This window comes from Shinella sp. OV683 (genome assembly GCF_057787725.1).
Map to the genome: position 1 here is coordinate 3,807,976 of NZ_CM173543.1, position 23,452 is coordinate 3,831,427.

Below are 23,452 nucleotides of genomic sequence, written 5' to 3' on the forward strand. Positions count from 1 at the left end.
AAGTTCCGATGACAAAAGTGCTGCTCTCGCTGCCAGATCCGCTCGGCGAATGGGCTGAAAAGCAAGCCGCCAACAACAATTTCAATAGCGTCGGCGACTACGTCGAAAGCGTTCTGCTCAATGAGAGAGAACGACAAGAGGCTATCGAAGAGTTCGACCGGCTGGTCCAGGAAGGTCTCGATAGCGGCATCAGCGATCGTACAATGGATGAAATACTCGCGGACGCTAGACGGCAAGCCAAAGATCGCATGAATGCGAAGTTATAGGCTCGCCAAGCAGGCTGACCGAGATGTGATCGACATCTACAGCTATGGCTTGGAAATTTTTGGCGCGCACCACGCCGATGCGTATCATGGAAGGCTCCAAACTTGCTTCGAGCTCCTTGCAAGCCAGCCCGGATTGGGGCAGCGATACGGCATCGCTACGCAACAGGTTCGCGTCTTTTTCCATGAAAGCCACGTTATCGTTTATCAGGTCGCAACAACGCATGTGCTGATTGCAAGAGTTCTGTCGATGCGCCGAAACTGGCGGCGCATCCTGCCTAACCTTTAATCCTGTATCAGAACTTCGGCGCTGTCTTGCCAGCCCTGCGATAGGCGGCGATGACGGTGTTGGCCATCAGCATGGCGATGGTCATCGGGCCGACGCCCTTTGGCACCGGGCTGATGGCGCCGGCGACGGGCTCGCAGGATGCGAAGTCGCAATCGCCGACCAGCTTGAACTTGCCTTCGCCCTTTTCAGGCGCAGGCACGCGGTTGATGCCGACATCGATGACGGTCGCGCCCGGCTTGACCCAATCGCCCTTGACCATCTCGGGGCGGCCAACGGCGGCCACGAGGATATCGGCGGTGCGGGCAACGGCTGCGAGATCCTTGGTGCGCGAATGCGCCATGGTGACCGTGGCATTGCGCGACAGCAGCAATTGGCCCATCGGCTTGCCGAACAGGTTGGAGCGGCCGATGACGACGGCAGTGAGGCCGGACAGGTCTTCGCCGCGGATGGTGCGCACGAGGATCAACGAGCCGGCCGGCGTGCAGGAAATCAGGCCGGTTTCGATATCGCCCGTGGCCAGCTTGCCGGCATTGACGACATGCAGGCCGTCGACGTCCTTTTCCGGCAGGATCGACTGGATGACGGGCTCGGAATCGAGATGCTTGGGCAGCGGCAGCTGCACGAGAATGCCGTGGATGCTCGGATCGGCATTGAGTTCGGCAACGAGCGCCAGCAGCGCTTCCTGGGTGGTGTCTTCCGGTAGCGAATGCTGTACCGACTTGAAGCCGCAGTCCTTGGCCATCTTGCTCTTCGAGCCAACATAGGCCTGGCTGGCGGGATCTGAACCGACGATGACCACTGCAAGGCCGGTCTGGACGCCGGTATCGGCCTGAAGCTTGGACGCTGACGACTTGACCTGCTCGATCACCGATGCCGCGACTTCAGTTCCGTTGATTATTGTTGCCACCCTTAGGCCTCCTCTGAATCCCTAGCTCATTTTGCGGCGATCCTATCGCTGGACCGTCCTTGGCAATCGTCTTTGCACGCCTCCGTAAGGCGCGCATTCAACACGATTATGGGGAGAATTGAACGAGATCAATAGCGATTGACCGGGATCAATAGGCATTGACCGGGACCAATAGTGATTGGTCGGGACCAATGGTGATTGGTGGGATCAATACGGATTGCGGCTGCGATGGCGGGTAAGCGAACCCAGTCGTTCGCGCAGATCATCGAGATCGTCCTGGAGACGGAAGAGTTCGGCGTCGTCGCGACTGATGCGGCGTGGTGCGGCATGCCGGTCTTCAGGTGATTTGCGGGCCTCGTTGGAACCGCGACGCATTTCCTCCGTGGCGGAGCGGAACTCGTCGGTCATGTCGTGCAAGGCACCCAACACCTGCTTGAGGCCTTCAGAAAGGACAGAGATCTCGGGAGCAGCGGCAGGCGGAGCGATTTCGCGACGCACCGCTACAGGTTCGCCCTGCGACTGCTGCAGATAGCGACTGGCGGCCTGGGCGATCAACTGGACGGCATCGACGAAGCGGCCGAAGTCACCGCTGGCAGCGGCAGCTTCCGGCGCCAGTGGCGGCGCTTGCATGGCGATGCGTTCGTGGTGGCGCTCGATGCCTCGGACAGCTTCACGGAGCTGTTCCTGCCTCGGCTCGATGCGGTCGGGCGACAGCCCGTCACGGCGCTTGAGGATGGATTCGATCTGGCTGGAAAGCGGCGGCTCGGGCACCGTCACCGGGGCGGGCGGTGGAACGACGTTGGCGGCAGCGGTAAGCTTGCTCTCCAATTCGGCAAGCCGCGCTCTCAGCTGGTCGACGGGGTACATTTCGTCGCGCGGTTCCTGTGCCGGTTCGAAATGTTCACCGAGATAATCGAGAAGCGAGCGGTTCGTCATATCAGCCAACCATCATTCGTGGATTTTAGCCAGGCGAACTGCAGAAATGTCGCGGCCACGGTTCGGCCTTGTGGCCTACCGCGACCCTAGAACTTTATGGCTAACAAATGGTTAATTTGCCCACTGTCAGGCCGTCGGCCCAAGATGCGGGAAGCCACGCCTGCCGGCACCGAAACGCTGCCAGGCGGCATAGGCTGCGACATGGCCGAGGAAGATCGGGCCGCCCAGGAAATACCGGCCTGCCAGCCGGCGGGGTTCCTGCATGAACCGGAACAGCCACTCCATGCGGAAACGCCGGACCATCTCGGGCGCGCGCGGCACGTCGCCGGCGACGAAATCGAACAGCGCGCCGACCGTGATCACCAATCGCGCATGCTCGGGCCTGATATAGCGGTCAACCCATTTCTCCTGCTTCGGCGTGCCCATCGCGACAAGCAGAATATCGACCTTGTGACGAGCGATCTCGCGTGCCACGTCGGGCGATTGCTGCTCGGTGAAATAGCCGTCGTGGATAGCAATAATTTCATGCCAGGGAGCGTGGGCGGCGAACTGCTCGCGGGCCTTGGCAAGCGTCTCCGGCTTGGCACCGACCAAGCCGATTCGCTTCGGGGTGGTCATGTAGGTCAACAGCGCCGGCACGAAATCCGTGCCGTTGAGATTGGCTGGAAAAAATGTGCCGAAAGTCGCAAGCGAGGCGACATCGACACCGACGCCGTCGGGGAGCACGAGGTGGCGCTCGAGTGCCTGGCGGTATTCAGGGTCCCTCACCAGCACATTGGCATTATGCGCATTCAGAAACGATATGACGGTCTGGCCGATCGGCATATCGGCAAGCGCGCTGACAAAACTGAACGCCTCAGACCATCCCAGATCGCAAACCGGCAGGCCGAAGACCTGCCGATGCGAGCTGAAAACCGCCATATTGGAAACGATATTCATTCCCGAAATTCCCCCGTTACAAAGCCCGGTTTTTCCGAGCCCGGTAATTCGAGCACAGCAAGATCCGTACCGCCGGTGTGGCAGTCCTGGTTCGCGCTCGATTGATTACCCTTGACGACGAGAAGTAGCAGGGAGGGCTGAAATGGCCTTTAAGTCATTCATTCAAAACAATAAATACCGATTAACGAAGTGTTAACCGGATGCCTGAAAGCCATTGTTTTTCAAGGAATTGGGGGTAGAAAAACGTCGAAATAACCAAGATTTCGCAAGTAAAAATCTGGGTGTGTCTGTGACGAAAATGTGGCGAGGAGGGGGTAGACGGTCGATTTCGATCCATAGTGGAACAGAATGCGAAGACATGTCTGTATCAGACTGGGATCAACGTATGTGCGTGAGCGCTCATATGGAGCCGCTGCCGCCGTTTGGCGACCATTTGTTAACTTTTGCGGATGCGCTCAAACAGCTCTAATGGGAGTTCGCCATGGTGCTCGACTCTTCCTGGATGTCGGTCGGCACTTTTTCGGCGATGATCTGCTTGCCGCTCTTCAGTGTCATCTGCTTCTGCGACATGCTGGTGCGGATATCGTCCTTGGAGAGGTAATCGACCTGCTCGACGACGATGTCCATGACAACGTCCTGGCCGAGGCGCTTGTTCAGCGTTTCCTTGACCCGTTCGCGGAAAGCCTTGAGATCGAAATTCTTATTTTCGCCAACGCGGATGACCTTGTCGCCGACAAGGGCGGTGTAGAGCTCGTCGGTCAGCAACACCGAGATCGGCATGGTGACGAGAGGCATCTTCGTCTTGTCGACGATGTAGGATGTCCGGGTCAGGAAATAGCCATCGACATGGCCATCCGCAATCACCGGAAACGTTGTCACCTCACCGCGCACGAGTTCCTGGATAGCCTTCTTCTTGGCTGCCTCGTCGGCAGGATCGGGCGCCTTCGACATCTGGATCGAGAAATACACCGATCCCAGCGTGACGACGGCGACCCAGACGCCTGTGAGGATGAGCTTGAGCATCGGGATTTAGATCTCGCTGTAGCGGAATTGTTCCTGGGTGTAGGTTCCGTCGCCGTCGCTTTCCTGTGCAGCGCTGCGGAGGATATCCGTCACGGTACGCACGGCATTGAGATGCGCCTCGAGCTTGCGGGCATTCAACATCAGCTTCTGCTTGAGGAACTTCATCTGCGAGGAAAAGCCCGTGGGAAATTCTTCCGGGGTCGTATCCCTGCACAGCATGGTCAGTTCGTAGAGGCAACGGCTCTTGTGCGCGTTCGACGTCTTGATGTCGAACATCGAATCCTTGCCGATCCGGTCATTCTCATTGTCGATGATCAGTTCAAGCCGGCCCAGAACCGTCTTGAGCCGTACATCCCTGAAATTCTCTTCGGTAATCGCCACTGTCATCCCGCTCACTCCGCCCGTGCCCACTCTATGTCGCTGTTACCGGAAAGCGGGATCATGCTTTCGCGTCTGCCTTCTTGACGTCTGCGCCTGGCAAGAACTTGTCCAGCGCCTTCATCTGCTGCTCTTCGATCAGCTGCGTCGCCATATGCATGCGGCCACTGCGATTGGCGTCCTCGACGGTCTTGTCGCGAACGCGGGTCGCGCCGTGCTCGGCGAGCTTGTCGGCAATACCGATGCCGCCGGTCTTGGAGATCTCGTTGGCGATCTGCTCGGCCATCATGCCCTTCCAGATCTCGCCCGTCGCGCCCTTGCCGTAGAGTTCCTCGCTGTCCGGCATCATCGTCTTCAGGAAGTTGCCGAGCACCATCGATTCGAACTTGCGATACGATTCCGGCACGTCCTTCTTGCCTGCATGCAGGCTGGTGTCGTCGCGAAGCTGGTTCATGGCGATCTGGGCGCTGAAGGCCTGATCGGTGTTTTCGAGACGTTGTGCCTGCAGCGCGGCCTGGCCTGCATTAAGCCGAGCGCGCGCGGTTTCCACCGCAGCCGGGTCCGCAGCATTGAGAACGTCGGAGACGATATCGGTTGGGGTGCTGATTGCCATGGGGAAATCCGTTGGTAACGTGGCCTTTCGGCCTTTGTAAGATCATCGTTGTTTAAGCTTGACCGTGGCTTGTGACAGGCGTCGGGCCAGGGTCAGATGCCATCGTCCTTCCGTCCCGCCGCCATGCGCTGGTCGAGCAGATCGTAGATCGCCGTATCTTCCGCTTCTCGGTTCTCGGCGGTGCGGGCATCGCGCATGTTTTCTTCCAGGCGGTCGCCCTTGGCTTTTTCGCGCATCATCCTGTTTTCGTGGATCTGCTGCTGCAATTGCAGGTGCTGGTCCTTGGCGCTGAGGCGGGTGATCTGGTTGGAATAGAGGCCGGCGAAGATCTGATGCACAGGCGTCAGCGAACCGATCGCCTCGACCACGGCATCGAGATTGTCCAACACTTCCCTGCGCGCCTGCGTCGTGGCGGCGAGTTCGTTCTCGGCCATGTGCTCAAGGTGACGCTGCACCTTGACGAGCCGCTGGAGTTTTTGAGACCGGGTTTGCTTCGCCATCGCCCTACCTGAAAACCGTGCCGAAGCCGTCGGCAAACAGCTGCAAAAGCGACGAGATACCGAAGTAGAAGAGCAGCAAGCCGCCCATCACCATATACGGCGTCGAGATGAAGTAGACGGGCACGATCGGCGCCAGCTTGTTGATGAAGCCGATCGCCACGTTGAACAGCACGTTGAAGAGGATGAAAGGGCTTGCCAGCCGGAGCATGATGGTAAAGGTCGCAGCAAGCGTGTCGACCAGCGTCACCAGCGCCTTCTGCGGATCAAACGCCATGCCCGGCGGCCAGGTCTTGTAGGATTGGGCGACCGCCAGGAATACCTGATGATGGAAATCCAGCATGAACAGGACCATCAGGCCGGCAAAGGTCAGGAGATTGGTCAGCTGGCCTTCACTGCTGTCTTCCAGGATATCGCCGGCTGGAGGCGTGTTGAGGCCGACCATCATGGTGATAACCGTGCCCAGGAACTGAAGTCCGAGCGTATAGAAGCGCGTCACGAGACCGAGAACCGTACCGGTCAGCGTCTCCACGCCGATCATCAGAATGTAGTCCGGCGTGCCGCCTGCCACCTTGGGATAGATCGTGTCCCACATCATCGGCAGCATGGCGAGCGATACTGTCAGCGCCACGAACAGCCGGAACGGCACCGGCACGCGCGCCGTCGAGAAGCCGGGAAGAACCATGATGCAGCCGCCGATCCGGCAGAAGACCAGCAACAGCGCCAAAACAAGGCCCTGTGGATCCTCGATCATGAAATGGTTCCGAGGATCTTGATTTCGATACCCTTGGCGAGTTCGACATGCGAGAGCACCGGAAGGGTGGCGAACAGTCGCTCGATAATCATCCGCACATAGGAGCGCGTCTCTGGCGAGGTGACGAGAACGAACGGCACGCCGCGATCGAGATATTCGCGCACGACCTTCGTAGCCTGTTCGGAGAATTCCTCGAGCATGCGCGGATCGATGTCGAATTCGACGATTTCGCCCTTGGCGTCTCGCTTGATTGCCTGGTGGAAGACCATGTCCCATTTGTTACCAAGGCGCAGCACGCGCAGCAAGCCGTTGTCCGAGAGGTCGCCGCAGATCTGCTGGGACATGCGCACACGGACGTGCTCGACGATCTGCTCGGTCTTCCTGACATGCGGGGCAAGTTCGGCCACCGCTTCGAGGATGAGATGCAGGTTGCGGATCGAGACACGCTCGGCCAACAGCAGCTTGAGCACCGCCTGCAGGCCCGAATAGGACATATGCGTCGTGCAGATCTCGTCGGCGAGCTTCTTGTATTCCGGGTCGAGCCTGTCGATGAGGATCTTGACGTCCTTGTAGGACAGAAGCTGCGGCAGATTGTTGCGGATGACTTCCGACAGATGCGTCAGCACCACCGAGACGTTGTCGATCGGATGGAAGCCTTCGCGCTTCAGTTCTTCCGTGAAGGTTTCGACCACAGAGACGGCCGGCATGCCGAAAGCGGGTTCGCGAACCTCGTCGCCGGGCACGGACGGCTTGCGTCCGCCACCGGTGATAACAAGCACTTCGCCGACTCGCAGCATATTGGACGCAACCGTCGTACCGTGAATACGAATGTGGTAGGACTTGTCGGCAATGCCGAGCTCGTCGGCAACCTTGATTTCCGGAACCACGAAGCCGTATTGGCTGGCAAACTTCTTGCGCATCTTGCCGACGCGGAAGGCGAGTTCCTGATGGGCGCCGAGCAAGCGTGTCGAAACCTGCTTGCCGAGCGCCAGCTCGATCTCCGGCGTCTTGAGTGCCTGCTTGACGGAGTCCTTGTCCTCGGCCTTGACGTCAGCGGCCTTCTTCTGTTCCTCGGCCGTTCGCTTGGCCTGGTTCTCCGCTTCGAGACGGCGCGGAATGGCCCAGCCGGCGAATGCCATGATGCCGCCCAGCGTCACGAACGGGAAGAACGGCAGGCCGGGCATCAAGGCCAGCACGAAGACCAGACCCGACGACATGGCCAGCGCACGCGGATAGCCGGCGAGCTGATCGACAACCGCCTTGTCGGTCGTGCCGGTCTGGCCGCCGCGCGAGACCAACAGGCCGGCGGCGAGAGAGATGATCAGCGCCGGGATCTGCGAGACGAGACCGTCACCGACCGAAAGCTTGACGAAGACGTCGGCGGCTTCTTTGATTTCCATACCGTGACGGAAATAACCGATGATGATACCGCCGAAGATGTTAATCGCGGTGATCAGCAAACCGGCGACCGCGTCACCACGAACGAACTTGGACGCACCGTCCATCGCCCCGAAGAACGAGCTTTCGTCTTCCAGCTCCTTGCGCCGGCGGCGAGCTTCATGCTCGTCGATCATCCCAGCGGAAAGGTCGGCGTCGATCGACATCTGCTTGCCGGGGATGGCGTCCAGGGTGAAACGTGCACCAACTTCAGCGATACGCGTAGCACCCTTGGTGATGACGATGAAGTTCACCACGACGAGGATCAGGAAGACGATCAGACCGATGACGAAGTCGCCCGACATGACGAGGCTGGCAAAGCCCGCGATCACATGGCCCGCGGCCTCGTGCCCCTCATTGCCGTGGCTGAGGATGACGCGTGTCGTGGCGATGTTCAGCGCCAATCGTGTCATCGTCGCGATCAGCAGAATGGTCGGGAACGAGGAGAAATCCAGAGGCTTCTGGATCCACAGTGACACCATGAGGATGAGCACCGAGAACGAAATCGAGAATGCCAGACCGAGATCGATGAGAAACGGCGGAAGCGGCAGGAACAAAGTCGCCAAGATGAAGATGATACCGATCGCAAAACCGATATCGCGCCCCTTGGGCGCAACCTTTGGAACAACCAGCGACGTTACATCCGCCATAAACCACCCGCCTCTTCATGAGCCGTCATATCGGAGCGAGAAATATCGCGCCTGCGCAAAGAATTCGCGCCTAGCCAACCTAGCTTTCGAAACTTGTGCGAGGGGTGTGGAGCAGGCGCGCCCGGATTTAAAAGCCGCTTTGGACGCGCGAAAAGACCAGGTTGGTGAACACGGAAATCTGCGAGCCGATGAAGGGTGCCGAAATCGCCACTGCGGCAAACACCGCAAGGATTTTCGGGACGAATGTCAGGGTGATTTCCTGAACCTGCGTCAGCGCCTGCAGGAGCGCGACGGTGACACCGACGATCATCGCCGCAAGAACTGCGGGGCCCGATGCTGCGAGCACTGTCCAGATCGCAGCCTGGACCATATCCAGTGCATCGGCCTCATTCATCTGCTGTTCTCACTTGAAGCATGACGCCGCATCCGGAATCAGACGCGGCGTGATCGTGATATTATACCCAAATGCGCAGATTGCATGGCGGCAATGTTGCCGATCCCCTGCATTCTGGGTGTCGTGGATCAATCGCTCTCGGTCTAGTCGTCCGTCTTTGTTGCGGCAACGACGATGCCAGACTGAACCACGACCTTGCTGCCATCTTCCAGGACCGCTGTCAGGCCGTCGGAATTGACTTCCACCGAGGCGACAACGCCCGTGGTCTTCTCGTCGGCGCTGGTGATGGTCTTGCCGATCAGGTTGGTTGCCTGCGACAGCGAGGTCTCCTGGATCAGGCTCTCGAGGTGGGTGTTGGTCTTGATCGCCTGTTCGACATTCGAGAACGAAGCCAGCTGCGACATCTGCTCGGTCGCATCGACCGGGTCGGTCGGATCCTGATTCTGCATTTGAGCGACAAGCAGCTTCAGGAAGCTCTCGTAGTTGAGTGTCGCGTCCTTGGCATCACTGGTCGACTGGGTCGTCGTCGTGCTGGTGGTGCTGGTCGCGGCGGCTGCCAACGAATTCAGTGCGCTTATTGCCATGGTGCCATCTCCCGGCGCATGTGTTCACGAGCTGCCGGGGTGATTTCCTGGGCAGAGAGGATTTTCTCTTCAAGCGGATAGAGCGAACGGATGGCCTTGAGCGCATCGAACGGACGGCCCGATATGACAACGGCGTCGATCCGCTTCAGTTCGGCAAGGATCTCATCATGCTGGAAGCTTGCCAGCAGCATGATTATGGACTTCTTGAACATGATCTTGGACTGCTCGGCGCCTTCCGGATTGATCAGCATCATCTGCACGATGAAATAGAGCTGACGCAGCGGCGTGTTGGCGCTCTCCGGCTGCAGCACGTGGTTTTCCAGAAGGAAAGTCACATCATTCAGAAATTCGACAGCAACTTTGCGATCAACTCGCAGAACGGCGCCATTGATGAAAATCCGTTCTCCGGATTTGAGCGAAATACGCAAAGTGCTCTTCATTTCAATCCATCCCTAATGATGGTTATGATATCGGCGATGCCCTTGAAGTTTTCGGATTGACGCAAGCGTATCCGATCTGACTCCTTGAGGATCCAGATACCGATGGAAATTAGGTCCGCCCTGACATTGGGTGGCAATTGGTTGTCGGGATTGCGAAGATCCTCGATGAACGCCGTCCATACACGTCTTGTGTAGTAGAGCGCCTCGACGGCATCCCGCGACTCGCGCCCCTTCTGCGTCGCAGACCGCAAGAGTTCGACGGCGCGGTCCAAAACTTGCTTCTCTCGGTCACGCGACCCGGCGATATCATCCGCCATGATTTCTGCGTAGGAAAACTGGTACATTCAGTCCCTCATATTCCGGTCATTCTTGGAGCTTACATATTGTGCCTGAACCCAGGCTTACGCTCCATGTCCGTTTCTCCACCCAGGCCAAATTTATTCGAAAATTCAATGCCTTGACGTTCTCAACCAGGATTAGAGCTCGTTAACGAGGCTCAACTGAGAAATCCTGGCTGTCAAATTGTAGGAGATCTCCATCTGGTTCGTCAGCGCGGTGATCCGCGTCGACGCCTCGTAGACATCCACCCCTTCGAGATCATCAAGGTTGAGCTTGATGATGTCGATCTGCGCCTGCAAAGTCGTATTGGCGATGGCCACACGATTCTCGGAAAGACCGAGTTCGCTTCGTTGTCCGTCCACCCCGTTGATCGCCAGGCCCATATGCTTGATCGCCGTATCGCTGACGATGGCGCGCGTGTCGCTGGTCAACTTGGCGTTCAGAAGCTCGATGCCGATAACCGAGGCCATCGCGATGTTGCGGAAGCCGTCGGCATTGGCGGTCGCCGATGTCTGGACGACCTCGGTCTTGGAAATGCGGCTGGTGACCGGCGTATCCGAGGCGGTCGACCAATAGGTGTTCCAGTCGGCGCCGGTAAACATCGGCTCGACGACGGTGTCCATGAAATCCTGCATGTCGGTCGGCGTGATGTTGATCGTGGCCGGGTCCGTCTGCGCAAAACCGAAATAGCCGGTGAATGCGTCATTGAAGGCAGTTCTCGCGCCGCCTTCGTCGGTCATGTAGCTATTGACCGGCTTGTTGTCGGTGTTGATGCCGGCAAGCACGTATTCGCCATTGACCGAAGTGTTGGCTGCGTCCGTGAACTGGTCGAGCACGTCGGTCAGCGTCTGCGCGGCGGTCGCCAGCTGCGTGCTGTCGGTGGAGCCCGAAAGCGCCACAAGCGTGTTCAGCCCGGTCTGACCGGCATTGGAGATCGTTTCCATCGCCATCTGTGTCGAGGACAGACGCTGCGTCACCACCGAATTGGTCGAGAGCAGATTGTCCATCATTGCCAGGTCGCGGTGCAGGTTCAGGCTGCGCGAGGTCGTGGCGCCAAGCTGTTCGCCGATATTGCTGTAGCGCCCAGAGACGACTTCCTTCTGGGAGTCGATCAGTTCGTTCTGCACCTGATTGACGGTGGCACGCATGGCCGACTGCACGGAAAGGTTCGAGATGAACGATGTTTTCATAGCAAATTACCCCACAGCCGTGAGCAGCGAGTCGATCATCTGATCAACGGCCGTCACCAGCTTGCTTGATGCCTTGTAGCTTTGCTCGAGGTCGAGCATCAGCGACATTTCCTCGTCGAGGCTGACGCCGGTCGTGTTGGAAAGCGCTTCGGCGACACGCGAAAGCTGTGCGGCCTTGTTGTCCTTGGCGGTCGCGCTTTCGGAGATCATCTGCTCCAGCCAGCCGACCGATCCTGTCGCATATTCCGAGATCGGCGTGGACACATCCAGCATCGTCGCCGAATCGAAGGTCAGGTCGCTCTCGAACTTGCCGACGAGGCCGTCCAGCAGCGTCGAGTAGCTGGCGTCGCCGTTGACGTTGGACAGGTAGTCCGTCGATGCGACGCCCAGATTGTCGACATCATAGCCGCCATCCCTGAGCAGGGTCGGATCGCCGCCCTTGTTCTTGACGAGGTTGTCGTTGACCTTGATCTTTGCAGCAAGCCCATCCACTACGGTGCCGCTCGCCGGCAGCGTGTCGCCGGCTGCGTAGCCTTCATAGGTGAAAAGGCCGGGTATCGGATCAACACCCGATGCGGTCTGGTCTTGCTGGGCAAACATTTCGACCAGGCCGCGCGATGTTTCATCGAGTTGCGACTGGTAGGTCGGAATGACGGAGTCACGCACCTGCAGCAGCGCCTGAAGGCTGCCCTTGGCCGTGGTGTTGCCATTTTCGCCGGCTTCCATGGCAACGCCGTCGATGATCAGCGGGTTGCCGGCCGTCGAGGCGTCATAGGCTGCGTTGGGCGAGAAGAGAATATCGCGGGCGTTGACGTCGAACAGCATCGTGCCGTCGCTGGTGTAGAGTACCATGTCGTTTTCGCCGCGGGTGAATGAGCGAATACCCACGGTCTTGGAGATCTGCTTGAGGTAGCGCTCACGCATATCCAGTTCGTTGTTGACATCAGCGCCGGTGGCCGTGCCAGCCTTGATGGCGTTGTTGACGCCTTCGAACTGCTTCAGCAGGCCATTGAGTTCCTCGACCTTGTCGTCGATTTCCTGGTCGATCTGCCCACGCATGGACTGGATTTCCGACGATATGGAGTTCAGCGAGTTGCTGACATCCTGCGCGCTGGAGATCACGGTCGAGGCAAGTGTCGATTCGTTCGGCTTGGTCGCGTAGGCCTGCAGATTGTCACGCAGGGTCGAGATGTAAGTGGAAGGCGACGTTTCGTAGTCGTTGCCCCCCAGCAGCGAACGGATACGCTCCAGCTTTTCCTGCAGCGTATCCTGTCCGGTCGAGTCGGCAGTCGAATACATCGTCTGCTTGACCAGGCCGTTGTCGTAGGTGCGCTCGACCTTGAGCTGCTGTCCGCCGGCGGCATCAATCGTCAGCGTGCCAACCCGGCGCGCGTAGTCCGGGTTGGATGCGTTGGCAATGTTCTGCGCCAATGCCGAGCTTTGCAAGCCGGTATTGGAGAAGATGGACTGTGCCGTACTGATGGCAGAAGATAGCGACATCGAGCGCCCCTTTTAACTTTCACTACCGTTTCAGATTGACGAGGACATCCATGAGGTCCGAGCCGGTCTGAAACACTTTCGAGTTCGCGGTGTATGTCCGCTGGGACTCGATCATCGTGGTCAGTTCCTCGGCGAGGTCGACATTGGAATTCTCGAGCGCACCGGAGACGATTTCGCCGAAGCCGGAATTGCCGGCGAAACCGAGGATGACGACGCCGGAATCCACGCTCTGCGAATAGACGTTGCCGGAGATGACATTGAGCTTGTCCGGGCTCTCCACGGTCGCCATGGCAATGCGGTAGATCGGCAGCAGGTCGCCGTTCTCGTACTGCGCATAGACGATGCCGTCGCCCGAAATCTGGATCGAATCGACTTCGCTCGGCGCATTGCCGTTAACGCTCGCGTCCTGGACCGAGAAGTCATAGGACAGCTGCGTCATGCTAGAGAAGTCGATAGTCAACTCAGGCATGTTCGCGACAGAGCCAGCAGCAAGTGTGTAGACACCATCGACCACACTGTCCGAATTGTCCGTCATCGACGACAGATCGAGATTGCCCGTTGCCGGATCGAAAACCAGCGTCTCGCTTATAAGCGCGCTACTGGCGTACGGGAAGCCGCCAGACGTCGTATCGCGGTCTGCCGCGTTGTACATCGTGACTTCCCACTCATTGTCGGCCGTCTTGGCATAGTAGATGTCGTAGAGCACCTCATTGCCGAGCGTGTCGTAAGCTTTCAAGGAGCTTTTATGGGTATATTCCGAAGTCGCCAGGTTCCCCGACGGCAGGTCGCCGGTCAGGATATCCTCACCGGAATCGAGGTTCGCCGAGAAAACCGCCTGCGTCGACGCATTGGCGATCAGCGAGTCTGTGCCAACCGTAACGGGCTGCAGGCCGTCGAAGCCGTTGACCACCGGCGCGGGATCATCCGTCGTGTAGGGATAACCCAGGAGCTTATAGCCGCCCGTATTTACGAGCTCACCGTCCGCATTTGGAGTGAAGGCGCCCGCCCGCGTCATGAAGGGCTGACCGCTTGGATCCTGAACCACAAAGAAACCATCGCCATTGATAGCGAGGTCCGTGGAGGATGACGTGTACTGAAGTGCGCCCTGCTCGCTGATGCTGTAGCGAGTCTGCGCCTCAACAGCGCCGGAATTGTAGTTTCCGCCGCTGGAAGGGAGCAAAAGGGAGGAAAATTCGGTCGACGCAGCCTTGTAGCCGGTCGTGCTTGTGTTGGCGATATTGTCCGCCACCGCGCTCAGTCGGCTCGCCTGGGCATTCATGCCTGACGAGCCGGTTCTCATCATTCCGTAAAGGCTCATTTCGGATCCTCGTTTCCGTATTGATTACAGAGTAGGATATGTGCCTTGCGTGAACCTTTGCGGATTAACAAAATATTAACTGATTGCCACACCGCCCCAGCAGGGCACATATCGTGCGGTTACTGCCAATCGATGCAGTAACCGAGGAAGCGCTTGGAATCGATCGGGTCGAAACCCAGCCGCTTCCGCAACTTCTTGCGCAGCTTCGAGATGTGGCTTTCAACCACATTCTCTTCGACGTCCTCGTCGAAAATGCCGTAGATCGCATTGAAGATCTGCGTTTTTGAAACCCGGCGTCCACGATTGGAGACCAAGTATTCCAGGATGCGCCGTTCGCGCCGGGGCAGCGGGAAGACCTCGCCACTGATTTCCGGATCACGCCCATCAGAGAACACCCTGACGGCGCCGACATCGGTAAAGTTGTTGACAGGCTTGTATCGCCGGCGAATTGCCGCGGCCCGCGCCAGGATTTCCCTGGGGTGGACTGGTTTGCGGACGACATCGTCCACACCACAATCAAAGAATGCAAGAGTCATTTCGAGAGAGGGCGAATCAGAGACCGCAATTACCGGTGCCTGGCTCCTGTCGCGAATGGCTCTCGGGAGATCCAAAGCGAGTTCGGATTGCCCAATCAGGAAGGCTTCCACTGCGTCAATATCAGTGTCTGCCGCCGTCAATACCCACTCCCCAAATTCACCGGGATCGAAGCCCGTGGAGGGCACTCCTTCGCGATAAAAAAGTGAAGTATATCCATCTTTTACGAGCGTACGCTCATCTACCACTACGATCATCAGCCGCCTCCGAATCAGTGTAGTGAAACAACGACTTATTGATACGAATCGGTTGACTCGGCGAATACTAGACTTTCCGACGGGTAAGAATTAACAGTTGATTAACCATTGCGGCCCGATTTGATCTATATGTAGTATGTCAGTAAAAAATTGGCACAATTTTTTATACGCAATCGTTAACGCATGGTTAACGGGTCAAAAATGCCCTCTTGACTCGTTGTCCACGCGCACATTCTCGCCACAATGATTCAAGCGGGAATCAACTTGGCGTTTTGCACTATTTAGTTGTAGCAGAAAGTTTTGGCCTGGGGCGTCCAGTTTCCATACCCGGTCGCAACCAGGTTCGAAATGACCCGACAGACATACTGTTTTTGCGCCGGATCGTTGTTGGGTCCCGCGTGATAACGCGCGACGGCCATGGTCCATGTAACATGCTTCGCGTGCAGCTGCGCGAGGAACTTCGCGGCATATTCTACATTTTTGCGGGGATTTAACATTTCTGCAACACTCGCAAAATGCTCTCCGTGGAAGTGATGATTGATCTGCATGCAACCCAAATCGATGAGCACGGCACCCTGGCTTTGTGCATCCTGAAAAGCGAGCAGGGCATCAGTGGCGGACTGGGTGAATTTCGCCTTGCCTTCGATATTCAGAGACCACGGCTGAAGAGATCCGCGCCGGCCGGTTTCGGTCAAACCGACTGAATAGAGAATGCCTTCCGGTACGTGATATTTGATGGCGGCAGCGGAGATCTCCCGTTCGCAAATCCCCGCCGAGGCCAGCGCCTCAGAGGTAGATATTGCCAGAGTCGCTGTCGTCAGAGCTGCCGCCGAGATCGCCTTGAGATGACGCTTGATCATTATTCCGCCAAAGGTTCTGGTTTCCGGTGCGACGTTCATTTTCTTCGCGCTGCCTGGCGTTCTGCCCGAGATTGTCGCGCTGATCCTGGCCGTTCGACGACTGGTTGCCATCCTGACTGGCCGCGGATTTTTCCGGCGCGCTGAGCTGGATCGAAACCTGGTCGATCGAGAAGCCCTGATCCTTCAGCGACTTCAAGATCGAGTCATGGTCGTTGGAAAGGTGCCGGTAGGCCTCGATGGTCTCGACCTTGACTTCCACTGTCAGTTCCTCGCCCTTCAGGCGAAGCGAGGCAGTCATGTTACCCAGGTTTTCCGGGTTCATCTGCAGCTTCAGCGTATTGACCGTGGTCGATGTATTGCCATCGATGGCGTTCTGGGCCGCGGTAACGGACTGGAGCGCCTGCGACCAGGTCGGATCGGCCTTGATCGCGCTGGCGAGCGTCGTCGCATTGGTGTCGCTGGAGAAGCCGAGATAGCGGCGCGATTCAAGCACGGTGACGAAATCGGTCTTGCTGGAAGATTGCTTGGGCGCCTCTGCATCATCTGCCTTGTCAACGAGCGGCACATCGACAGGTGCGCCCTTGCCGTCCTTGCTGACCAGCCGCACGATGTCGTTGGTATCATCACCCGACTTCGCATCGTCATCGTCAGTCTTGCTCTCGGCATGCTGGCCGCCTTGGGATGCCGCATGGACCTGGGCAGCCGCATCCTTCAAGACATCGATCGCCATGGACACAGCGCTGCTGTCGGATGCCGCGCCTTTGGCCTCGGCATGTTCCGGCTTATCCTCCGATTTGGTCTTCTTTACAGTCGCCACCGGCGCAGTATCCGTGCCTTCGGCAACATCCGCGTCATCCGAAGCCGTCAGGCCGAGCAGTTCGGACAGGCTGATCGCGGCTTTGTCGTTGCCGGCGTCGGCGACCTTGATTTTCTGCGTGTCGGCATTCCTGTCCGCTTTTGCAGCGGGCTTTTCGCCCTGCTGGGCATTTGCCGCAGCAAGGGTTGCACGACCGTCGTTGCTTGCCTTCAGCATCTGCTGGAAATTGGTGGCAATCCGCACCCGGCCTGTTGCGTCCGCGCCGACCTTCTGGCCGGCATCAGCGGACAGAGCATCCGTATCATCGAGGTTCTGGAGTGCATCATCATCGACGGCAAGTCCGGTACCCAGCTTCTGTTCCGCTTCCGAAACCAGATCGTCAAAACTCTTGGCATCCTGGCCGTGCTTGGCAGAGCCATTGCCGTGGCCATGGTCGTTTCCGATAGCCTGCTTGGCTTTGGGGACAATTGGTTGGCCCAACATCGACTGATCTATTGCCGTCATTTGCTATCCCCCGAAAGGAGCAGATCGATATCGTTGAGCTTCGTCCGACCGACACTCACGAAACTCTCGACCTGTCCGATCCGCGCGTCCAATGCCTGCTTGTGGGTCGCTTCATTGGCATCTTTCTGGTCTAGCTGACCCAGCGGAGCCGTGGATGAAGTATTGGCAGCATCGACTGCAAGATCGGACATTCTGTCCCTGTATTCTTTATCGACCATATCCCGCTTTACTTGCGTCAAGCTATCTTCACTCGGAGCATTGGTGACTTCTTCTGCAACAACGCGCGCAGCATCCCTGAGAAACCGATCCTTGGGCGAGAGTTCTGTGTCCGGAATGCCTGCCAGTCGATCAAGGATGTCGTTGACGCCGTCGCTCGGAATATTGACGATGCCGGAATAGAGCTCGGCGAGCGCCAGCTGCGACTTGTCCTGTTGCTCCGACAGACGTCGGGCTTCGAGCGAGGCAAAATCGGTCAGATGCTTGTTGCCGGCAATTGCCGCCCGCCGCGCCAGGCGCAGGTAGATCTCGCGCTGGCGCTTGCGCTCGACCAGCGACAGCACTTCCTTGATTTCACTGGGCGGAAGCGCGTCTTCGTGGTCGAGAGCCAGACCAACAAAAACGTCGGCGAACTGGGATGCATAAGGCGAGCTCATGTAGCGCCGCGCATAACGACGCGCATACGGGAGCGCCCGGGCCGTATCGCCTTTTCTCGAAGCGAGACTCAGCGAGCGCCGAAGGGCCGCCTCCTCAATGATCGAGCCGGGAGCTTCAATGCGTGCCCAATCGAAGAATTTCAGCGCCGTATCGGCGTCCTTCTCCATCAGTGCATTGGCACCGATGAGCTGGAGATAAGGACCGATGGTTGTGTTGCGATATTCCGGCACGACCGTCTCGAGCTGCTTGGTGGCCGAAGCCCCCTTCCCCGAAAGATAGCGCCTGAGGATGCTGGTAACGCGATTGTCGAAATTGCCGGCGATGTCGCGGTTGGCGAGCAGGTCGAGCGTTTCGGGATTGCCGCCGCTCATCGCATAGATCAATGCCGCATCGACATTGCGCGGATCATCGAAAACGGCAGGATCAGCGGCACGCAGGCGCTTGTCGATCTCACCCAACAGGAAGCGCTGCATATCGACCGAGTTCAGGTCGCCATTGATGACCTGGTCCTGGATGTTCTGCAGACTGCGCACCATCCGATAGACCGACACGCTGTCGGCGCTCTTGACCTCGGCGAGAGCCGGAAGGCAGAGCGTGGCACCGAGTGCGAGCATCATGCATGCGAGGGCGATGCGTGGCCTCATTATCAGCCCTCGTCAGCCTGAATGAGAATCTCGATGCGACGATTGCTTGCATCCAGCGGCTTGGCCGGGAACTTCAGCCGGTGATCGGCATAGCCCGAAATCTGCGAGATGCGATCTTCGGCGACGCCGGCGCGCTTCAGCATGAAGTAGGCGCTCTGCGCGCGATCTGCCGAAAGCCGCCAATTGTCATAGCCATTGGTCTTGTAGGGCCGCGCATCGGTATGGCCGCGAATGGCAATCTGCCCCTTGCGCGACTTCAGCAATTCACCGATCTGGGTCATGGCGACGACAGTCTCGCGCGTCGGAACTGAGGAGCCGACCTGGAACATCGGCGTCTTGATCTGGTCGCTGATGCTGATCAGCACACCGCCCTCGGCCGGCGTGACGACGAGACCTTCGGCGAGATAGCCGATCTTGCCCTTGAGGTCCTTCTTGAGGTCAGCTTCCAGTTGCTTGGCGAGCTTTTCGTTTTCCGCAAGCTTCTTGAGCTCGGCATCGCTGAGACCTGATTTGTCCTGCTCAGTCGTGCCGTCCTTGGCAAAAGTGGTCTTTCCGGCTTTGTCCTTGTCGGTGACACCATTCTTGTCGAGGGCGGTCTTGCCGTCCTTCGGCTTGTCGGCCTTGCCGGCCTCGGCGTGATCGGTCATGCCGTTCTTGTCGGTCAGGCCCTCGCCCGCCTTGAGGTCGCCAGTCTTTTGCTCGCCACTTTTCTTGTCGCCCTTGTCGGCTTCACCTGTGAAGGCCGTCTTGGGGTTCTCGGCGTCCACCACCATGCCGTCGCCCGGCAAGCCGGCCGTCTCGGCAGGCTGATCGGAGCTTGCGGGGCTGGTACGGGAAACTTCCACCTGCTGCGTCCAGAAGTCAGGATCGAAAGGATCGCGGAACGCTTCGCCGCCATCGGCACCGGTGCCCGGACCTGCATCCTGCTTGCCACCGTCGCCCTTGGCGCTGACATTGGCCTTGTCGTCAGTTTCCTGAGCGATCTCGGCAATCACCGAATACGGATTTTCGAAATAGTCCGCCTCGGAATACTGGACTTCCTGGCCGACTGTCGCGCTCTTGTCCTTGCCTTCCTCAGCGGACTGGCCGGGGGATTTTTCCTGACCTTCGGACTTGGACTTGTCCTGCTCATTTTCGCCGTCAGCTTCCTTGGCGGGCTTCTTCAGCCCCTTCTCCGCCGGCGACGGATCGGTCAGCTTGATCGGATTGAAATAACTGGCGACAGCGGCCTTGGTTTCCTCATTGGCAGCGTTGACCAGCCACATGATGAGAAAGAAGGCCATCATGGCGGTCATGAAGTCGGCATAGGCAATTTTCCAGGCGCCGCCGTGATGACCATCGTGGTCACCCTTGTGACGCTTGACGATGATGATTTCGCTTTTGCCGTGGTGATGGCTTTCAGTCTCGCTCATCCGGTTACCTCGGAGAGCGATTGCGTCCAGGCTGCAAGGCGGGTGACGAGAACAGTTTCATTAATTTCCACCGAGATATCGACCGAGCTGGTCTCGACGAAGCGGCTCTCGACGCCATCATCGTCAAACAGCGGCTTGAGTCGCTGATAGAGATTGGCCGGTCCTCGCACGACGACCGCGCTGATTCCGGTCTCCTGCAAGGCGTCGTGCACCGATGCGGCAAGAGTTGCGATCGAGCGGCGGCAGAGTTCCTCGTCGAAAACGGGCAGCAAGACCTGAAGCGTCTGTTCGGCGAGCGATTGCGAAAGGGCCTGCGTCATTTCCTGAAAACGGCGATGGATCATAGCGATCACCTCGTCCTCATGGACGGCGGCCATCTGCTCGATGTCGGCCGCATGTGCTTGCGCAATCTCAGTCAGTTCTTCCTCGTGCTTGATCTCGGCTTCCTGGGTCGCTGCCCGAAAACCCATGCCGTAGGAGGCTTGCCGCTCTTCCTCGATGTCGATCTCCGGCGCTTGCGGGGCTCCAAAGTCAAGATCGCCGAACGACGATCCGGCGAGGCTTTCCAGAATGTCGCCACCGGCCGCTTCTGCGGGCGCTGGAGTACTGAAGTCCTTGAGATATTTGGCAATCATAGCATTCATCGCAAAGCCGCCGGGACAGAGCCAGAAAAAAGTAATTGCCGGCAGGAGCCGGAAATACGGTGCATTGACGGAAAACTAGATGTGCAATCTTGTGCGAGAATGAATGAATGCGTCGGGCCGCGTCAGGGCAATAACGCGGCCCAACTTTCCAAAACCGTGCCGATGACCGGCAGCACGGAGGAATGGCATATGCTTCCTGAAATCGCTTCGCAGTCCAGCCAATGAAACAAGCCTGACGGTGTGGATTTCTCCGGTCATGGTGAGGCCGCCGCCTATCCGGCCGGCCCCAAGGAAGCATTCGCAGATCTTACTTGAAGAGCTGCAGGATGTTTTCCGCGTTGGAATTGGCGATCGACAAGGCCTGGATGCCCAACTGCTGCTGTGTCTGCAGCGCTTTAAGCTTGGTCGATTCCTCGTTCATATCGGCATCGACGAGGCGGCCGATGCCCTTGTCGATCACGTCCATCAGGGTTGCGACAAAGTCATCCTGCATGTCGATACGCGAATTGATCGAGCCGAGAGTTGCCGCTGAGTCGGTCAGGCCGCTTAGAATCGCATCGACCGCCGAGATCATACCATCGATCGCGTCGTCGCTGGTCGTGCCGGTAAGCTGGATTTCGGTGCCCGATGCGCCGGTGGCAGAGCCGGAGGCAAGGAGAAAATATGTTGCAGACGTCGTGATGGTACCACTTGGAGCAGTCACAACGATGTCGGCGGTGAGCGCGCCATTCTGCGCGTTGCTCATGTCGATAAGCATCGATGTTGACGTATCGAATTCGAGCGTTTCGACGGAGACCGTGCCGTCCGAGGCCCGGTTGAACGAGCCGACCATCTCGACGGTTGTCGGCGGCACGCCGGTGTCGTTGTAAAGCCAGTTCTCGCCCGAGAAGGATGCAGATTCGGCGATCGACTGCAACTGGTTCTTGAGTTCTTTCAGTTCTTCATTGATCTTGTTCTGGTCGACGCCCGGTTCGCGCGCGGCCACCAGCTTGGACTTGATCTCGGTGACCACGTCGATCGTCGATTCGAGGCCCGTATAGGCCGTATCGGTTTTCGCGGCGCCAAGGCCGAGGGCATCCTGAACTGTCGACAGCGCCTTGTTGTCCGAGCGCATGGTGGTGGCGATGGACCAGTAGGCCGCATTGTCAGACGCCGTCTCCACCCGGTAACCCGAGGAAATGCGCTGTTGCGTCGTGTCCATCTTGTCGTTGATATCGCGAAGGGTCTGCAGCGCGGCCATCGCCGCGGCATTGGTCATCATACTTGTCATGGGTATTGCCTCAAATCGAGTTTCGCGGACATTCCGGAACATCTTGCCGGCAATAGCAGTAGCGCATCATGCTCGTCGTCGCCATTTTTGCCCTGGGCGACAACCTGCCATTCATTAATTTTATGTAAAGCGACATGGTTAATCAATGGTTAACGGCAGAAAGGTTTTGTTAATTTTCACCTGCAAGTTCTGATAGGTTTTTGCCAGCCCGCTCATTAGAGCCTGCGAATCTAATCGCAAATACAGCCTCTTAGGAATCAAGTCTGCCGTCGGGAAAGCTGGGCGAAAAAGTGCAAAAAATGAAATATGCCAAGAATCAAAAAACCGCCGGGTGCAATGCAACCGGCGGCTTGTTTTTTTGATCGAAGTGATTCGCGCTTAACGGAAGAGCGAGAGGATGCTTTCCGAGTTCGAGTTGGCGATCGAGAGCGACTGGATACCCAGCTGCTGCTGCGTCTGCAGCGCTTTCAGTTTCGTCGACTCTTCGTTCATGTCGGCATCGACGAGGCGGCCAACGCCCTTGTCGATCACGTCCATGAGGTCGGCGACGAAGTTGTTCTGCAGGTCAATGCGCATGTTGGTCGAGCCGATGATCGCGGCGGAGTCCGTCATGCTGGAGAGCATCACTTCAACCGAAGAGATCATGCCGTCGATCGCATCCGAAGACGTGGTTGCATCGAGCTTGATTTCCGTGCCCGAAGCGCCGGTCGCAGAACCGGTGTTGAGGAGGAAGTAGGTCGCGGAGGTCGTGATTGTGCCCGCGGGAGCGGTGACGACGATATCCTTGGTCAGCAGGCCGTTCTGGACATTCCAAGTGTCGACGAGCGTGGAGGTCGCCGTGTCGAACTGCAGGATACCGACCGAAACGGTGTTGTCGGAAGCGCGGTTGAACGAACCAACCATTTCGACAGTGGTGTTGATGGAAGAATCGTCGTTGTAAAGCCAATTCTGGCCGGAGAACGAAGCGGATTCGGAGATCGATACCAGCTGGTTCTTGAGTTCCGTCAGTTCGGAATTGATCTTCAGCTTGTCGACGCCCGGTTCGCGTGCGGCAACCAGCTTGGCCTTGATTTCGGTGACAACGTCGATCGCTGAATTCAAACCGGTGTATGCGGTATCGGTCTTGGCAGCGCCGAGGCCGAGGGCGTCCTGAACAGTGGAAAGAGCCTTGTTGTCCGAGCGCATGGTTGTTGCGATCGACCAGTAAGCGGCGTTGTCGGATGCCTTGTCGACGCGATAGCCCGACGATACGTGGGCCTGCGTTTCTTCCATGTTCTGGTTGATCGAACGCAGCGTGTTGAGTGCTGCCATTGCAGAGCTGTTCGTGATAATGCTAGTCATAGTTGTACTGCCCCTCTAGGAACGGGAAAAATGGAAGGGACATTCCGGTATTTTCAACCGGTAA

26 protein-coding genes are annotated in these 23,452 nt (G+C 58.0%); 2 read left to right on the forward strand and 24 right to left on the reverse strand.

Features of this window, described 5'->3' with window-relative positions:
• The first annotated feature begins 8 nt into the window (after nucleotides 1-8).
• Together ACXHRN_RS18445 and ACXHRN_RS18450 are read left to right on the forward strand one after the other, a co-directional pair.
• The gene (locus ACXHRN_RS18445; RefSeq protein ID WP_488637763.1) at nucleotides 9-266 is read left to right on the forward strand and encodes a ribbon-helix-helix domain-containing protein; all 258 of its coding nucleotides are present in this window, start codon (nucleotides 9-11) and stop codon (nucleotides 264-266) included.
• A gap of 25 nt (nucleotides 267-291) precedes the next feature.
• Nucleotides 292-552, forward strand: coding sequence for a type II toxin-antitoxin system RelE/ParE family toxin (locus tag ACXHRN_RS18450; RefSeq protein WP_488637764.1), 261 nt, complete (start codon nucleotides 292-294; stop codon nucleotides 550-552).
• A gap of 7 nt (nucleotides 553-559) precedes the next feature.
• On the opposite strand, the gene ACXHRN_RS18455 is transcribed toward ACXHRN_RS18450, so the two are convergent.
• The 24 genes from ACXHRN_RS18455 to ACXHRN_RS18570 form a co-directional block, all read right to left on the reverse strand.
• The gene (locus ACXHRN_RS18455) at nucleotides 560-1,459 is read right to left on the reverse strand and encodes a bifunctional methylenetetrahydrofolate dehydrogenase/methenyltetrahydrofolate cyclohydrolase (protein ID WP_488637765.1); all 900 of its coding nucleotides are present in this window, start codon (nucleotides 1,457-1,459) and stop codon (nucleotides 560-562) included.
• Nucleotides 1,460-1,666: 207 nt separating this feature from the next.
• Nucleotides 1,667-2,395 carry a hypothetical protein gene (locus ACXHRN_RS18460; protein WP_488637766.1) on the reverse strand — a complete coding sequence of 243 codons (729 nt, stop codon included), beginning with the start codon at nucleotides 2,393-2,395 and terminating at the stop codon, nucleotides 1,667-1,669.
• Between the two features lie 126 nt (nucleotides 2,396-2,521).
• Nucleotides 2,522-3,334, reverse strand: coding sequence for a WecB/TagA/CpsF family glycosyltransferase (locus tag ACXHRN_RS18465; protein WP_488637767.1), 813 nt, complete (start codon nucleotides 3,332-3,334; stop codon nucleotides 2,522-2,524).
• A 465-nt stretch (nucleotides 3,335-3,799) separates the two neighbouring features.
• Nucleotides 3,800-4,357 carry a hypothetical protein gene (locus tag ACXHRN_RS18470; protein ID WP_488637768.1) on the reverse strand — a complete coding sequence of 186 codons (558 nt, stop codon included), beginning with the start codon at nucleotides 4,355-4,357 and terminating at the stop codon, nucleotides 3,800-3,802.
• A gap of 6 nt (nucleotides 4,358-4,363) precedes the next feature.
• Nucleotides 4,364-4,744 carry a hypothetical protein gene (locus ACXHRN_RS18475; RefSeq protein ID WP_488637769.1) on the reverse strand — a complete coding sequence of 127 codons (381 nt, stop codon included), beginning with the start codon at nucleotides 4,742-4,744 and terminating at the stop codon, nucleotides 4,364-4,366.
• A 52-nt stretch (nucleotides 4,745-4,796) separates the two neighbouring features.
• Nucleotides 4,797-5,348, reverse strand: a complete 552-nt coding sequence (locus tag ACXHRN_RS18480) for a rod-binding protein (RefSeq protein WP_488637770.1) — start codon at nucleotides 5,346-5,348, stop codon at nucleotides 4,797-4,799.
• Nucleotides 5,349-5,440: 92 nt separating this feature from the next.
• Nucleotides 5,441-5,848 (reverse strand): hypothetical protein, encoded by a 408-nt coding sequence (locus ACXHRN_RS18485; RefSeq protein WP_488637771.1) that lies wholly within the window; start codon nucleotides 5,846-5,848, stop codon nucleotides 5,441-5,443.
• A 4-nt stretch (nucleotides 5,849-5,852) separates the two neighbouring features.
• Nucleotides 5,853-6,599 carry a flagellar biosynthetic protein FliR gene (locus tag ACXHRN_RS18490; RefSeq protein ID WP_488637772.1) on the reverse strand — a complete coding sequence of 249 codons (747 nt, stop codon included), beginning with the start codon at nucleotides 6,597-6,599 and terminating at the stop codon, nucleotides 5,853-5,855.
• Nucleotides 6,596-8,686, reverse strand: a complete 2,091-nt coding sequence (gene flhA, locus ACXHRN_RS18495; protein WP_488637773.1) for a flagellar biosynthesis protein FlhA — start codon at nucleotides 8,684-8,686, stop codon at nucleotides 6,596-6,598. Before flhA ends, ACXHRN_RS18490 begins: the two co-directional genes overlap by 4 nt.
• Before the next feature lie 127 nt (nucleotides 8,687-8,813).
• Complete coding sequence (fliQ, locus tag ACXHRN_RS18500; RefSeq protein WP_488637774.1) at nucleotides 8,814-9,080, reverse strand: flagellar biosynthesis protein FliQ; 267 nt, start codon at nucleotides 9,078-9,080, stop codon at nucleotides 8,814-8,816.
• Nucleotides 9,081-9,223: 143 nt separating this feature from the next.
• Nucleotides 9,224-9,664, reverse strand: coding sequence for a flagellar hook assembly protein FlgD (flgD, locus tag ACXHRN_RS18505; RefSeq protein ID WP_488637775.1), 441 nt, complete (start codon nucleotides 9,662-9,664; stop codon nucleotides 9,224-9,226).
• Nucleotides 9,655-10,104, reverse strand: a complete 450-nt coding sequence (gene flbT, locus ACXHRN_RS18510; RefSeq protein ID WP_488637776.1) for a flagellar biosynthesis repressor FlbT — start codon at nucleotides 10,102-10,104, stop codon at nucleotides 9,655-9,657. The genes flgD and flbT overlap by 10 nt, the downstream gene beginning before the upstream one ends.
• Entirely contained in the window at nucleotides 10,101-10,448 is a 348-nt protein-coding gene (gene flaF, locus ACXHRN_RS18515) for a flagellar biosynthesis regulator FlaF (RefSeq protein ID WP_488637777.1), read from the reverse strand. The genes flbT and flaF overlap by 4 nt, the downstream gene beginning before the upstream one ends.
• Nucleotides 10,449-10,580: 132 nt before the next feature.
• The gene (locus ACXHRN_RS18520; protein ID WP_488637778.1) at nucleotides 10,581-11,633 is read right to left on the reverse strand and encodes a flagellar hook-associated family protein; all 1,053 of its coding nucleotides are present in this window, start codon (nucleotides 11,631-11,633) and stop codon (nucleotides 10,581-10,583) included.
• Between the two features lie 6 nt (nucleotides 11,634-11,639).
• Nucleotides 11,640-13,133: a flagellar hook-associated protein FlgK gene (gene flgK, locus ACXHRN_RS18525; RefSeq protein ID WP_488637779.1), complete on the reverse strand. Its 1,494-nt coding sequence runs from the start codon at nucleotides 13,131-13,133 to the stop codon at nucleotides 11,640-11,642.
• Between the two features lie 22 nt (nucleotides 13,134-13,155).
• Nucleotides 13,156-14,451 carry a flagellar hook protein FlgE gene (locus ACXHRN_RS18530; protein ID WP_488637780.1) on the reverse strand — a complete coding sequence of 432 codons (1,296 nt, stop codon included), beginning with the start codon at nucleotides 14,449-14,451 and terminating at the stop codon, nucleotides 13,156-13,158.
• A 119-nt stretch (nucleotides 14,452-14,570) separates the two neighbouring features.
• Entirely contained in the window at nucleotides 14,571-15,242 is a 672-nt protein-coding gene (locus ACXHRN_RS18535; RefSeq protein ID WP_488637781.1) for a response regulator transcription factor, read from the reverse strand.
• A 281-nt stretch (nucleotides 15,243-15,523) separates the two neighbouring features.
• Entirely contained in the window at nucleotides 15,524-16,102 is a 579-nt protein-coding gene (locus ACXHRN_RS18540) for a transglycosylase SLT domain-containing protein (protein WP_488637782.1), read from the reverse strand.
• Nucleotides 16,029-17,423 carry a flagellar hook-length control protein FliK gene (locus ACXHRN_RS18545; RefSeq protein WP_488637783.1) on the reverse strand — a complete coding sequence of 465 codons (1,395 nt, stop codon included), beginning with the start codon at nucleotides 17,421-17,423 and terminating at the stop codon, nucleotides 16,029-16,031. The genes ACXHRN_RS18540 and ACXHRN_RS18545 overlap by 74 nt, the downstream gene beginning before the upstream one ends.
• The gene (gene motC, locus ACXHRN_RS18550) at nucleotides 17,420-18,721 is read right to left on the reverse strand and encodes a chemotaxis protein MotC (RefSeq protein WP_488637784.1); all 1,302 of its coding nucleotides are present in this window, start codon (nucleotides 18,719-18,721) and stop codon (nucleotides 17,420-17,422) included. Before motC ends, ACXHRN_RS18545 begins: the two co-directional genes overlap by 4 nt.
• A 2-nt stretch (nucleotides 18,722-18,723) precedes the next feature.
• The gene (locus ACXHRN_RS18555; protein ID WP_488637785.1) at nucleotides 18,724-20,133 is read right to left on the reverse strand and encodes a MotB family protein; all 1,410 of its coding nucleotides are present in this window, start codon (nucleotides 20,131-20,133) and stop codon (nucleotides 18,724-18,726) included.
• On the reverse strand, nucleotides 20,130-20,777 hold the full coding sequence (locus tag ACXHRN_RS18560; protein WP_488637786.1) for a hypothetical protein: 648 nt from the start codon (nucleotides 20,775-20,777) through the stop codon (nucleotides 20,130-20,132). Before ACXHRN_RS18560 ends, ACXHRN_RS18555 begins: the two co-directional genes overlap by 4 nt.
• Nucleotides 20,778-21,084: 307 nt before the next feature.
• Nucleotides 21,085-22,047 (reverse strand): flagellin N-terminal helical domain-containing protein, encoded by a 963-nt coding sequence (locus tag ACXHRN_RS18565; protein ID WP_488637787.1) that lies wholly within the window; start codon nucleotides 22,045-22,047, stop codon nucleotides 21,085-21,087.
• A gap of 378 nt (nucleotides 22,048-22,425) precedes the next feature.
• Nucleotides 22,426-23,388 carry a flagellin N-terminal helical domain-containing protein gene (locus ACXHRN_RS18570; RefSeq protein WP_488637788.1) on the reverse strand — a complete coding sequence of 321 codons (963 nt, stop codon included), beginning with the start codon at nucleotides 23,386-23,388 and terminating at the stop codon, nucleotides 22,426-22,428.
• Nucleotides 23,389-23,452: the final 64 nt, after the last annotated feature.